The following is a 12,750-nucleotide window of genomic DNA, read 5'->3' on the forward strand; positions in this document are numbered from 1 at the left end:
GGCGGGCGGAAACCGTTCCGTGAGGACGACTTCCGCCCGCCGCGTGTGGCGTCAGGAGGCGTAGGCCGCCTTCAGCTTGCCCTTCACCAGCTTGCCCGTGGGGGTGCGGGGCAGTTCGTCGACGAAGTCCACCGACCGCGGCACCTTGAAGTGGGCGACCCGCTCGCGGACGTACGCGATGAGGTCGTCGGCGAGATCGGGTGATGTGGTGGCACCGGACGACACCTGCACGACGGCCTTGACCTCCTCGCCCATCTCCGGATGGGGTACGCCGATGACGGCGACGTCCTCGACGGCCGGGTGCAGGGCGAGCACGTTCTCGATCTCCTGCGGATAGATGTTCACTCCGCCGGAGATGATCGTGAACGACTTGCGGTCGGTCAGATACAGGTAACCGTCCTCGTCGAGGTAACCGAGGTCGCCGACCGTGGTCCATGTGGGATGCTCGGGATGCTGCGACGCCGCGGTCTTCTCGGGATCGTTGTGGTACGAGAACGGAACCTTCTCGTACTCGAGGTAGATGGTCCCCACCTCACCGGCCGGGAGTTCCCGCCCTTCCTCGTCGCAGATGTGCGCGGGCCCGAGCACGCTCTTGCCGACCGAACCCGGGTGTTCGAGCCATTCCTGGCTGTTGATGAACGTGATCCCGTTGGCCTCGGTGGAGCTGTAGTACTCGTAGATCACCGGTCCGAGCCAGTCGATCATCGACCGCTTGACCTCCGGCGGACACGGCGCGGCGGCGTGGACGAGCACGCGCAGACTCGACAGGTCGTGGCGGGCACGGATCTCGTCGTCGAGCTTGAGCATGCGGACGAACATCGTCGGCACCATCTGCCCGGCGGTGATCTTGTGCTCCTCGATGTGCCGGAGCGCGGTCTCGGCGTCGAACTTCTCGGCCAGGACCACCGTGCCGCCGAGCGCGTGGATCGCCCCACCCCAGCGCAGAGGCGCTGCGTGATAGAGCGGGGCGGGGGAGTAGTAGACGTCGGAGTCGGTGAGGCCGAAGAGGAACTGCGCCACCGTCACCAGCGGCTCACCGGGTTCGTCGACGCGACGTTCCGGGAGATCCGGCTGGATTCCCTTGGGGAAGCCCGTGGTTCCGGACGAGTACAGCATGATGGCGCCGCACGGTTCCTCCTCGAGCCGCGGACCGGCCCCGGCGAGGGCGTCCTCGTACGACTCGAAACCGCGCACGGCGCCGCCGAACGCGAGTCGCGCGGAACCGATCGTGACCTTCTCGCCGACCTGTTCGGAAAGCTCACCCAGCGTCGCCGAGACGATCAGGGCCTTCGCGCCGCTGTCCTCGACGATGTACGCCACCTCGCCGGCGGTGAGGTGGCTGTTGACCGCCGTGATGTACAGCCCGGACCGCATTGCGGCCCAGAACACCTCGAATGCCTCCGGCCGGTTGTCGGTGAGGAGGGCGACGACGTCGCCGGGGCGGAGCCCGGCATCGTGCAGCACTCGGGCGAGCGCCGCCGACCGGTCGTCGAGTTCGCGGTAGGTCAGGCTCCGGCCACTGTCGGCCAGGACGACGGCGAGCTTGTCCGGGGCAGTGCGGGCGTGGACTCCTGGATACATGGGGGCTCCTCATTGCCTCGACATCGCCTCGACGAACACTGTGATCTTGTGGTCTGGATCACGGCCGACAATGTAGCAGAGCTAAGGAGATGGTTGTGACCGTGCTCTCATGGGTGGGAGTGCGTTCCACAGTGGCGCAGGTCAGGAACCCGAGAACTTCGGGGCACGCTTCTCCGCGAACGCCCGCGGCCCCTCCTTGGCGTCAGCGCTCTTGAAGACGGCGGCACCGAGCTCGGCGTCGATCCGGAACGCTTCCTCCTCGTGCAGACCTTCCGAGTCTCGGATGGTCCGGAGGATGGCCTGCACGGCGACCGGGCCGTTGTTCGCGATCGTCTCGGCGATCTCGAGGGCCTTGTCGAGTGCGGTGCCGTCGGGGACGACGTAGCCGATGAGCCCGATCTCCTTGGCCTCGGCGGCCTTGATGTGGCGGCCCGTGAGCAGGATGTCGGCGGCGATCGTGTACGGGATCTGCCGGACGAGGCGCACGGCGGATCCGCCGAGCGGGAACAGTCCCCATTTCGCCTCGGAGACGCCGAATTTCGCGCTCTCGCCGGCGACGCGGATGTCGGTGCCCTGCAGGATCTCGGTGCCGCCGGCGATCGCGGCGCCTTCGACGGCCGCGATGAGCGGTTTCGTCAGGCGGCGGCCCTTCAGTAACGCCGGCAGACGCGACAGGTCCCAGCCCCCGTCGTTGCCTTTCCCGTCGCTCCGCTCGCCGTGCTCGAACTTGTCTCCGGGAGGCGCTGCATTCATGGCCTTGAGATCGGCACCCGCGCAGAACGCTCCACCGGCGCCGGTGAGGATCGCGACGCGGATCTCGGGATCGTTGTCGACGCGATCCCAGGCCTCGTTCATGATCGCCATCATTTCGCCGGACAGCGCATTTCGTGCCTCGGGGCGGTTGAGCGTGACGATCAGAACGTGGCCGCGTTGCTCGACGAGGCAATGCGGTTCGCGGGACGAAATGTCCGAATCGGCTGCGCCGGGGGCTTCGGTAGCGGACACTGGCAGGACTCCTCACAGGATTGTGAACTGGATCATATTCAGGTCTTGTCAGAAACGGTAACACGTTCTACTTTTGTCAGCGTGGCCCTAAACATCGCAGACCTCGTCGAACACGCAATCGACCTCGTTCCCGAGCGCGTCGCGCTGGCCTCGGACGGACGTGAGGTCACCTACGCACAGCTGGAGGAACGAGCCAACCGACTTGCTCATTACCTGCGCGAACAAGGTGTGAAGCCGGGCGACAAGGTCGGCATCTACTCGCGCAACACCATCGAGGCCGTAGAGGCGATGATCGCGGTCTTCAAGATCCGCGCGATCATGATCAACGTCAACTACCGCTATGTCGAGAACGAGTTGCAGTACATCTTCGACAACTCCGACATGGTCGCGCTCGTCCACGAACGTCGCTACTCCGACAAGGTCGCGAACGTCCTGCCGAACACTCCGCTGGTGAAGACCGCCGTGGTGGTCGAGGACGGCACCGACGCCGACTTCTCGGCCTATAGCGGCATCGAATACGAAGCGGCACTGGCGCAGAGCAACCCGGAACGCGACTTCGAAGACCGCAGCGCCGACGACATCTACATGCTCTACACCGGCGGCACCACCGGTCACCCCAAGGGCGTGATGTGGCGTCACGAGGACGTGTGGCGCGTCCTCGGCGGCGGTATCAACTTCATGACCGGGGAATGGGTCAAGGACGAATGGCAGCTGGCGAAGGAGGGCGCCGAGAATCCCGGTCTCGTGCGCTATCCCATCCCGCCGATGATCCACGGTGGCGCCCAGTGGGCGCTGTTCCAGTCGTTGTTCAGCGGCGGCAAGGTCGTCATGCACCCCGAGTTCTCGGGCCACGAGGTGTGGCGCATCATCGACGACCACAAGGTCAACGTCATCTTCATCACCGGCGACGCCATGGCCCGCCCCATGCTCGACGCACTGGAGGAGGGCAACCCGACAACCGGTCAGCCCTACGACCTCTCGACCCTGTTCGCCATGGCATCGAGTGCGGCCCTGTTCTCCCCGTCCATCAAGGACCGTTTCCTCGATCTGCTGCCCGGCAAGATCATCACCGACTCCATCGGCTCGTCCGAGACCGGCTTCGGTGGCATCGGCATCGCCGAGAAGGGCAAGACCCTCGGCGGCGGCCCCACGGTGAAGATCGACGAGTCGACCACCGTCCTCGACGACGACGGCAACCCGATCGAACCGGGTTCCGGAAAGGTCGGCATGGTCGCGCGCACCGGCAACATCCCGCTCGGCTACTACAAGGACGAAGCCAAGACCAAGGCGACCTTCCGCGAGTACAACGGGATCCGCTACTCGATCCCCGGTGACTACGCGCGAGTCGAGGGTGACGGCACCGTCACAATGCTCGGCCGCGGTTCGGTCTCGATCAACAGCGGCGGCGAGAAGGTCTACCCCGAAGAGGTCGAGGGCGCACTCAAGCAGCACCCGGCGGTCTTCGACGCCCTGGTGGTCGGTGTGCCGGACGAGCGCTTCGGCGAGCGGGTCTGCGCCGTCGTCGCCCTGCGCGAGGGCGAGCAGACGACGCTCGACGAACTCATGACGACGGCACGGTCGAAGATCGCAGGGTACAAGGTGCCGCGCGCGGTGTGGTTCGTCGACGAGATCAAGCGGTCGCCGGCCGGCAAGCCCGACTACCGGTGGGCGAAGGACCAGACCGGATTGCGTCCGGCCGACGAGGTCTACAACAACGGCGACGGCAACGGCGCCGCGGCGACGGGATAGAAGGACGCATGCAGACCGGCCTCAGCAAGAAGTTCGGTATCGAGTATCCGATCTTCGGATTCACGCCTTCCGAACACGTCGCGGCGGCGATCAGCCGCGCGGGTGGACTCGGTGTCCTCGGGTGTGTGCGGTTCAACGACCCGGAGGAACTCGACGCCGTCCTGACCTGGATGGACGAGAACACCGACGGCAAACCGTACGGCGTCGACATCGTGATGCCCGCCAAGGTGCCCACCGAGGGCACCGCGGTGGACCTCGACAAACTGATCCCCGCCGAACACCGTGCCTTCGTCAACCGCACGCTCGAAGAACTCGGTGTGCCGCCGCTGTCCGACGACGTCGGCAAGGCGAGCGGTGTTCTGGGCTGGCTGCATTCGGTCGCGCGTTCGCACGTCGACGTGGCACTCGCACACCGGCCCGCCCTGATCGCCAACGCCCTGGGGTCGCCGCCGAAGGACGTCATCGACCTCGCGCACGAGAAGGGAGTGCCGGTCGCGGCACTCGCGGGTGCGGTCGAGCACGCGAAGCGGCACGTCGAGAACGGTGTCGACATCGTGATCGCGCAGGGCTACGAGGCCGGCGGGCACACGGGTGAGATCGCATCGATGGTGCTGTGGCCCGAAATCGTCGATGCGCTCGGCGATTCCGCGGCAGTGCTCGCCGCCGGTGGTGTGGGATCGGGACGGCAGGTCGCGGCGGCGCTGGCCCTCGGCGCCTCCGGTGTGTGGATGGGTTCGTACTGGCTCACCACCTCGGAGTACAAGCTCGGGGCGGCCGCGCACGGTCCGTCGTCGATCCAGCGCGCGTTGCTCGGAGCGAGCTCGTCCGACACCGTGCGGTCGCGGATCTATTCGGGAAAGCCCGCGCGTCTGCTCAAGACCAAGTGGACGGAGGCGTGGTCGAAACCCGGTGCGCCCGAACCGCTGCCGATGCCGCTACAGAACATCCTGGTGAGCGAGGCGCATCAGCGCATGTCGGCGGCCGATGACCCCGAGGCCGTCGCGATGCCGGTCGGGCAGGTGGTGGGGCGGATGAACGAGATCCGTCCCGTCGCGGAGATCATGGCCGACCTCGTGCGGGGCTACGACGAGGCCGTCGATCGGCTGAACGAGGCGCGATAGGACCACAGTGGTGGGGTGGCAGGTGCCCGGGGTGGAGTGATCCGCCCCGGGCACCGTCCCTTTCCGGGATCTGCGTCGGCCGGGGTGTCGCCGGACAGGGGGGGCAGCGGCGGTCGCGGGTGGGGGTCGACGGCTGAGGTGTGCCCGACCCGGCACTACCCTGGGGTGGACGTGACGCGAGCGGTACCGGTCGTGAACCGCACCGCAGCGGACTCGAAGCGTTCACCGAGGAGGAGGCCGTTCACCTCGGTTACCGAGCAGAGGACGGAAGACGCAGTGACACAGGCCGAGTCGCAGGCAACCGGAGCGCTCGCGGACATCAGGGTGCTCGAACTGGGCACCCTGATCGCCGGGCCGTATGCAGGACGCCTGCTCGGCGACATGGGCGCCGACGTCATCAAGATCGAGGACCCGAAGCGGCCCGACCCGCTCCGCACCTGGGGGCAGGGCGAGCGGGACGGGCATCGCTTCTTCTGGACGGTGCACGCGCGCAACAAGCGCTGCGTCACCCTCGATCTGCGGGCGCCCGACGGGCAGGAACTGTTCCGGCGTCTCGTCGCCGAGTCCGACGTGGTGGTCGAGAACTTCCGTCCCGGCACGCTCGAGAAGTGGGGGCTCGGCTACGACCTGCTCTCCGAGATCAATCCGGGCATCGTGCTGGCTCGCGTCTCCGGATACGGGCAGACCGGTCCCAAGGCCGGGCAGGCCGGCTACGCGTCCGTGGCCGAGGCTGAGAGCGGTCTGCGGCACCTGAACGGCTATCCCGGGCAGGCGCCCCCGCGACTCGCGCTCTCCCTGGGCGACTCCCTCGCCGGGATGTTCGCCGTGCAGGGCATCCTCGCCGCGCTGCTCGGCCGCGAACGGACCGGACGCGGGCAGGTCGTCGACGTGGCGCTCACCGAGGCGTGCCTCGCGATCCAGGAATCGGTGATCCCCGACTACGACGTCGCAGGCGTCGTCCGCGGCCCTTCCGGCACCCGGCTCGAGGGCATCGCCCCGTCGAACCTGTACCGGACGTCCGACGACATGTGGATCGTCATCGCCGCCAACCAGGACACCGTCTTCCGTCGCCTGTGCGCGGCGATGGAGCGCCCCGAGCTCGCCGACGACCCGCGCTTCGCCGACCACCTCGCGCGCGGCGTGAACCAGGACGAGCTCGACGCCCTCATCGGCGAGTGGGCGGCGACGTGGACGCTCGACGACCTGCTGGCGCACCTGTCGTCGTCGGGTGTGGTGTCCGGGCCGGTGAACACCGTCGCGGAGGTCGTCGCCGATCCGCAGTTCCAGGCACGGGACATGATCGTTCCGCATCACGACGAGCGCACCGGCGCAGACGTACTCGGCCCCGGTGTGGTGCCGACGCTCACCGGGACGCCGGGTTCGGTGCGTCGTGCCGGCCCGCCCGTCGCGGGATACGACAACGCGGCGGTCTACGGCGAGATCCTCGGACTGAGCGACATCGAGCAGAAGGAACTGCGTGAGCGCGGAATCATCTGAGGTACGCAACGCGAGGCGAAGGCTCGCAACGTCGGCAGTCACTACCGGTGTTGCGAGCCTTCGTCCGTTGTTGCGTGCCTTCCGCGCAAGGTCACCCCGCAGGTGGAGGTGGCGCTGCAGCATCCGAAGGTCACGCTCATCGCCAACGCACTCGGCACCCCGCCGGCCGACATGATCGAGCACATCCACAAAGCCGGTCTCAAGGTCGCGGCGCTGTGCGGTTCGCCGAAGCGGGCCCGCAAGCACGCCGACGCCGGTGTCGACATCATCATCGCCCAGGGCGGCGAAGGTGGCGGGCACTGCGGTGAGGTCGGCTCGATCGTGCTGTGGCCGCAAGTCGTCAAGGAGGTCGCGCCGGTCCCGGTGCTGGCGGCCGGAGATATCGGCAGCGGCCAGCAGATCGCCGCGGCGCTCGCGCTCGGCGCCCAGGGTGCGTGGACCGGTTCGCAGTGGCTCATGGTCGAGGAGGCCGAGAACACCCCGGTGCAGCAGGAGGCCTACATCAAGACGAGCAGCCGCGACACCGTCCGCAGCCGCTCGTTCACCGGCAAGCCCTGCCGCATGCTCCGCAACGACTGGACTGAGGCGTGGGAGCAGGAGGGCAACCCGAAGTCCCTCGAAATGCCGTTGCAGTACATGGTCTCCGGCATGGCCGTCGCCGCCACTCACAAGTACCCCGACGAGTCGGTCGACGTCGCGTTCAACCCCGTCGGTCAGGTCGTCGGGCAGTTGACGAAGGTCGACAAGACCTCCGCGGTCATCGAACGCTGGGTGCAGGAGTACCTCGAGGCGACCGGCACGCTGGAGAAGCTGAACGAGGCCGCGAGCGTCTGATCTGCTCGGATTCGTCTCACCGGGAGGGACGAGGGTGCTCGAGGTTCGGTCCGGGTGCAATCCGGATCGGGCCTCGTGCCGTCTCCATGTCCACCGGCTCGCCCTTCTGCGTGATCACCACGTGGCCGCTACGTTCGAGTTCGGCGGCCACCGAGCGTGCGGCGTCCATGAGGTCGCGCCACGAGTCGCCACCCGCGACCCGCGCGGCGTCGCTGGGACAGATGGTGGACGGATTCCGTTCCCGGAGCAGCGCGCAGATCGTGGCCGCCAGCCGTTCACGATCAGTCTGCTCGTCGCGTGGTTCCCACCACGGATGCCCGCGTTCACCGAGCGCGACCTTCGCGTCCTGGACGCGGTGCCGTGCGGAGTCGCCGTCGCTCTTCACGAGACGCCGAGCGCGCATCAACTCCGCCACGAGTTGCTTCTGCAACGGTTCAGGAATCGTGGGATCGGTGCCACGCCAGCGCCGCCCGTTCACCACCACATATCTGCCGTCCGGCGTGCGCTCCGCCCCTCCGGATGACCCGTCGGTGTCCATCGGTCCCGCCCGTCACTCGACTCGACGGCGACGGAAGTCCTTCCGGACTTGTCGCCGAACAACCACCGCCGCGGCACAACTGTACGCGCGGGGGCGCGTCGGCCGAGGGGCGACGACGCTATCGCGCAGAAGTGCCGAGGGAGGCCGGTTCGAGAAGCTGCGCCAGTTCGTCCGACAACAGCCGGAATTCGGAATCGCCACGTTCCCGAATCCAGACCGGATCGGTGCAGTACCAGCGTTCGGCGGCCAGAGAACGGGTCACGACCTTGAAGGTCGCGGTGCGGGGGAACTCGCTGCAGACACGGATCAGACCGGGCATCTGCTTGGGGCCGAGATCGGTCTGCGCATCGAGGAAACGCGCGAACGCGACCGGATCGAAGTCGGAGCCCGCCGCAGGGATCACCGCGGCCATCACCCGGTCGCCGACGTTGCGGTCGGGCACCCCGTACACCGCGACCTGAGCGAAACCCTCGTACCGCATCAGGATGCGCTCGATGGGTGCCGCACCGAGATTCTCCCCGTCCACCCGGAGCCAGCCCGAGCTGCGTCCGGCGAAGTAGACGAAGCCGTTCTCGTCCCGGTAGGCGAGGTCGCCGCTGTGATAGCGCCCGTCGCGGAGGCGTTCGGCGTCGGCCTCGGGGTTGTTGTAGTAGCCGTCGAACAGACCGGCACCGCGCACGTTGACGAGCTCGCCCGTCGCGGCGTCGGCGTTGGTGATCCTGCCGTTCGCGTCGAACACCGCCGGAGGGCAGCGTCGCCCCGTCTCGGGATCGAGGATCTCGATGCCCTCGGGAAGCCGGCCGAGGGCGCCGGCCGGGGCGTCGGGTGCCGACGCGATCGCGATGCCGCCCTCGGTCGAGCCGAATCCGTCGACCACCCGTGCGCCGAAGCGCCGCGTGAACTCGGCGACGTCGGCGGCCGACGCCTCGTTGCCGTACACGATGCGCAGCGGGTTGTCGTGGTCGTCGGGCTGCTCGGGAGTCGCCACGACATACGACAGCGGCTTGCCGACGTAGTTCGCGAAGGTCACCCCGTAGCGGCGGACGTCGGGAAGGAAACCCGACGCCGAGAACCGTCGACGCAGAGCGATGCTGCCGCGCGCCGCGAGCCCGATCGCCCAGCCGGCGATCATCGCGTTGGAATGGAACAGGGGCATCGACACGTACACGGTGTCGTCGGGGCCGAGACCGAACCGCGTGGCGAGCATCGTCGCGGGATCGGTGAACTTGCGGTGCGTGCACCGCACGGCCTTCGGGTCGCCGCTCGTGCCCGACGTGAAGATCAGCATGAACAGGTCGTCGGGGGAGGGCGAGGCAGTCTCCCCGACCGTGTCGGCGAAGGGGGCGAGCATCGCCGTCCACTCGGGCGAGTCGACGTCGATCACCCGCACGTCGCCGAGATCCACACCGTCGAGCAGGGACGCATGTGCGGCTTCGGTGAACACGACCCGGCAATCGGCGAGCGCGATGTCGCGGGCGAGCGCCGCACCGCGCCGGGTCGTGTTCAGGCCCACCACCACCGAACCGGAGAAGGCCGCGGCGCCCAGCAGCAACGAGAACTCCGGGACGTTGTCCATGAGGATCCCGATGTGCTTCGGCGCCGGGCCGTCGAGCAGGTCGCGTAACAGTGTGGCGTGTCGCCGGGACTGCGCGACGTGTTCGCGCCACGACAGTTCGGTCTCCTCGAAGCGCAGGCCTCGATCGTCGACGTCGGCGAGTCGTTCGAGCAGTTCGGTGACGGTGAGAGCGGTCATGCGATCAGGCCGGGACGTCGGCGAGTTCGTGTCCGAGCGCGCGCAACTGGTCGGTGGCGGAGCCGAGCAGGAACTCGTGGTGCTTGGCCGCGAGGAAGTAGCGGTGCACCGGATGGTCCTCGTCGAGCCCGACACCGCCGTGCACGTGCACGGTCGTGTGCGCGACACGGTGTCCCGCATCGGCCGCCCAGAAGGCCGCGGTGCGCAGGGCGTCGTCGTGACGCTCACCCGAGGCCATCCGGAAGGCGGCCTGCCACAACGTCAGTCGCACCGCCTTGACGTCGATGTAGGCGTCGGCGAGTCGCTGGGAGACGGCCTGGAAGCTGCCGATCGGGCGGTCGAACTGGACGCGTTCGCGCGCGTACTGCGCGGTGAGCTCGAGGGCCTGTTCGAGGACGCCGCACTGGTAGGCGGCGGAGCCGAGCAGGCTGCGGTCGCGCAACCACGTCGCCACGGCGACGCCGTCGGTGCCGAGAACACGGTCGGCCGGGAGCGGGACCTGCTCGAGGGTGACGATGCCGCGACTGTCGAAGTCGGTGGTCTGCTGCCGGGTGATCGAGACACCCGGATCGTCGGGTCGCACGAGGAAGACCGCCACCGAGTCGCTTACGGTGGCCGGGACGAGGAAACCGTCGGCGACCGGCGCCGCGTCGACGACGATCTTCACGCCGTCGAGCACGTGCCCGTCGCCCGTGGCCTGCGCCCGGGTCGCCGGGGTCGTGGGATCGGGATTCAGTTCCTCGGCAAGGGCTGCGGAGAGGATCTGCTCACCGGTCGCCGCGGGACGCCCCCACTCGGCCTGCTGCTCGGCGGTGCCGAACTCCGCGATCGCCGACGCGCACGCGGCGATCGAGCCGATGTAGGGGACGGCGGCGACGCCGCGGCCGAGTTCGCGCAGGATGCTCGCCTGCTCGAGTGGGCCGTACCCCTCTCCGCCAAGCGACTCGGGAAGAGCGGCGCCGAGCACGCCCGACGATGCGAGCGTGTCCCACAGGGTGCGGTCGATGCGGTCCTCGGAGGCGTCGAGTGTGCGCAGGTGTTCGTTGGTGACGATGTCCGCGACGATGCTGCGGGTCAGTTCTGCGAGATCCTGCTGGGCCTCGGTAAGGGTGAAGTCCACGGTGCGCGTCCTTTTCTAACGCTTGGCGGGCGGCTGGCCGAGAGCGGTCATCGCGATGATGTCGCGCTGTACCTCGTTGGTGCCGCCCCCGAAGGTGAGGATGAGGGAGCTGCGGTGCATGCGTTCGATCCGGCCGCGGAGCAACGCGCCGGCCGAGTTCTGCCGTACCGTCGCAGCGGGGCCGAGGACCTCCATGAGCAACCGGTAGGCCTCGGTCGCGAATTCGGTTCCGAACACCTTGTTGGCCGAGGCGGCCTCCGGGCCGAGCGGGGTCGTTCCGGCGCTCGAGGCGATGTCCCAGTTCATCAGCTGCAGGTATTCGGCCTTGGCATGGACGCGTGCCAGGTTGATCTGCACCCATTCCTGGTCGATCACCCGCCGCCCGTCGGGCAGATGCGTCTCCTGCGCCCAGCGCCGGACCTCGGTCAGCGCGGTGCGCACGGGGCCGGCGGAGGTGAGCGCGACCCGCTCGTGGTTGAGCTGGTTGGTAATGAGCGCCCAGCCGCCGTCGACCTCGCCGACGAGCGCGGACGCCGGGACGCGCACGTCCTGGTAATAGGTGGCGCTCGTGTCGGGGCCGGCCATGGTGTGCACGGGGGTGTACGAGAAGCCGGGAGTGTCGGTCGGCACGATGAAGACGCTGATCCCCTTGTGCTTCTTGACATCCGGGTTGGTGCGCGCGGCGAGCCAGACGTAGTCGGCGTAGGCGATCAGGCTCGTCCACATCTTCTGCCCGTTGATGACCCACTCGTCGCCGTCGCGCACCGCGGTGGTGCGCAGGGAGGCGAGGTCGGTGCCGGCGCCGGGTTCGGAATAGCCGATCGAGAAGTGCAGTTCTCCCGCGGAGATGCGGGGGAGGAAGAACTCCTTCTGCTCGTCCGTGCCGTAGTGCATGATCGTCGGCGCGACCGAATCGATGGTGAGGAACGGGACGGGCGCGCCGGCGATGGCCGCCTCGTCGGTGAAGATCAATTGGTCCATCGCGGAACGGTTCTGACCGCCGTACTCCTCGGGCCACCCGAGCGTGAGCCAACCGTCCTTGCCCATCTGCTGCACGACCTCGCGGTACACGTTGCCGGAGCCGTACTCCCCGGTCGTGGCCGCGAGCGCCTCGCGGCGCTCGGGTGTCATGATCTGTGCGAAATAGGCCCGCAATTCCTCGCGGAGGGCTTGTTGCCCGGGGGTGTAGGAGATGTCCACGAACGCTCCGTTTCGTCGCTGCGTGTCCCCGCGAATCGTCTCTGTGGGATCATCGCGAATCATTGCACAGAATTGGAACGCGTTCTAGTCTGGACTCGATCGGTCGGCGCGAATGTGAAGCGAGGTCCCGGAATGGATGTCAAGGTCGACTTCGACCGCTGTGAAGCGAACGGCGTGTGTGTCGGGCTGGCGCCCGACGTCTTCGATCTCAACGACGACGACGAGCTGATCGTCACGCATCCCGTACCCGAGGGTAGCGAGGACGTCGTCCGCGAGGCCGTCGCCCAGTGCCCGCGTGCGGCCCTCGCCGAGGCATGAGCGTCGGACGGTGACCGGCACCGACCCTTGTCAG

Annotated in this window: 10 protein-coding genes and 1 pseudogene; 5 read left to right on the forward strand and 6 right to left on the reverse strand. The window is 68.0% G+C overall.

Annotated features, from left to right (window positions below; all coding sequences use genetic code 11):
- Nucleotides 1–51: 51 nt before the first annotated feature.
- Nucleotides 52–1,581 carry an AMP-binding protein gene (locus NVV99_RS05290; RefSeq protein ID WP_024102944.1) on the reverse strand — a complete coding sequence of 510 codons (1,530 nt, stop codon included), beginning with the start codon at nucleotides 1,579–1,581 and terminating at the stop codon, nucleotides 52–54.
- 141 nt (nucleotides 1,582–1,722) lie between these two features.
- Entirely contained in the window at nucleotides 1,723–2,586 is an 864-nt protein-coding gene (locus tag NVV99_RS05295; protein WP_024102945.1) for a crotonase/enoyl-CoA hydratase family protein, read from the reverse strand.
- Nucleotides 2,587–2,667: 81 nt separating this feature from the next.
- On the opposite strand from NVV99_RS05295, the gene NVV99_RS05300 reads away from it, so the two are divergent.
- From NVV99_RS05300 to NVV99_RS05315, 4 genes and pseudogenes are all read left to right on the forward strand, one after another.
- On the forward strand, nucleotides 2,668–4,335 hold the full coding sequence (locus tag NVV99_RS05300) for an acyl-CoA synthetase (protein ID WP_024102946.1): 1,668 nt from the start codon (nucleotides 2,668–2,670) through the stop codon (nucleotides 4,333–4,335).
- Nucleotides 4,336–4,343: 8 nt separating this feature from the next.
- On the forward strand, nucleotides 4,344–5,456 hold the full coding sequence (locus NVV99_RS05305) for a nitronate monooxygenase family protein (protein WP_024102947.1): 1,113 nt from the start codon (nucleotides 4,344–4,346) through the stop codon (nucleotides 5,454–5,456).
- Between the two features lie 276 nt (nucleotides 5,457–5,732).
- On the forward strand, nucleotides 5,733–6,953 hold the full coding sequence (locus tag NVV99_RS05310) for a CaiB/BaiF CoA-transferase family protein (protein ID WP_024102948.1): 1,221 nt from the start codon (nucleotides 5,733–5,735) through the stop codon (nucleotides 6,951–6,953).
- Nucleotides 6,954–7,046: 93 nt separating this feature from the next.
- A pseudogene (locus tag NVV99_RS05315) lies at nucleotides 7,047–7,787 on the forward strand (nitronate monooxygenase); the annotation flags it as partial.
- Between the two features lie 16 nt (nucleotides 7,788–7,803).
- On the opposite strand, the gene NVV99_RS05320 reads toward NVV99_RS05315, so the two are convergent.
- The 4 genes from NVV99_RS05320 to NVV99_RS05335 all read right to left on the reverse strand — a co-directional run bounded on the left by NVV99_RS05320 (nucleotide 7,804) and on the right by NVV99_RS05335 (nucleotide 12,398).
- Entirely contained in the window at nucleotides 7,804–8,325 is a 522-nt protein-coding gene (locus NVV99_RS05320) for a DUF3253 domain-containing protein (protein ID WP_260782763.1), read from the reverse strand.
- Nucleotides 8,326–8,443: 118 nt separating this feature from the next.
- On the reverse strand, nucleotides 8,444–10,078 hold the full coding sequence (locus NVV99_RS05325; protein WP_260782764.1) for a long-chain-fatty-acid--CoA ligase: 1,635 nt from the start codon (nucleotides 10,076–10,078) through the stop codon (nucleotides 8,444–8,446).
- 4 nt (nucleotides 10,079–10,082) lie between these two features.
- Nucleotides 10,083–11,198 (reverse strand): acyl-CoA dehydrogenase family protein, encoded by a 1,116-nt coding sequence (locus tag NVV99_RS05330; RefSeq protein WP_024102952.1) that lies wholly within the window; start codon nucleotides 11,196–11,198, stop codon nucleotides 10,083–10,085.
- A 15-nt stretch (nucleotides 11,199–11,213) separates the two neighbouring features.
- Nucleotides 11,214–12,398 (reverse strand): acyl-CoA dehydrogenase family protein, encoded by a 1,185-nt coding sequence (locus NVV99_RS05335; protein ID WP_024102953.1) that lies wholly within the window; start codon nucleotides 12,396–12,398, stop codon nucleotides 11,214–11,216.
- A 132-nt stretch (nucleotides 12,399–12,530) separates the two neighbouring features.
- Between NVV99_RS05335 and NVV99_RS05340 the strand changes: the two genes are divergently transcribed.
- Entirely contained in the window at nucleotides 12,531–12,716 is a 186-nt protein-coding gene (locus NVV99_RS05340) for a ferredoxin (RefSeq protein ID WP_006551900.1), read from the forward strand.
- Nucleotides 12,717–12,750: the final 34 nt, after the last annotated feature.

The sequence above is a fragment of the Rhodococcus sp. PAE-6 genome (assembly GCF_025290685.1).
GTDB classification, from domain to species: domain Bacteria; phylum Actinomycetota; class Actinomycetes; order Mycobacteriales; family Mycobacteriaceae; genus Rhodococcus; species Rhodococcus pyridinivorans.

Bases quoted from the DNA above. Each gene is read 5' to 3' on its own strand.
- NVV99_RS05340 (WP_006551900.1), top strand. From the start codon at position 12,531: ATGGATGTCAAGGTCGACTTCGACCGCTGTGAAGCGAACGGCGTGTGT.
- NVV99_RS05290 (WP_024102944.1), bottom strand. From the start codon at position 1,581: ATGTATCCAGGAGTCCACGCCCGCACTGCCCCGGACAAGCTCGCCGTC.
- NVV99_RS05305 (WP_024102947.1), top strand. From the start codon at position 4,344: ATGCAGACCGGCCTCAGCAAGAAGTTCGGTATCGAGTATCCGATCTTC.
- NVV99_RS05320 (WP_260782763.1), bottom strand. From the start codon at position 8,325: ATGGACACCGACGGGTCATCCGGAGGGGCGGAGCGCACGCCGGACGGC.
- NVV99_RS05325 (WP_260782764.1), bottom strand. From the start codon at position 10,078: ATGACCGCTCTCACCGTCACCGAACTGCTCGAACGACTCGCCGACGTC.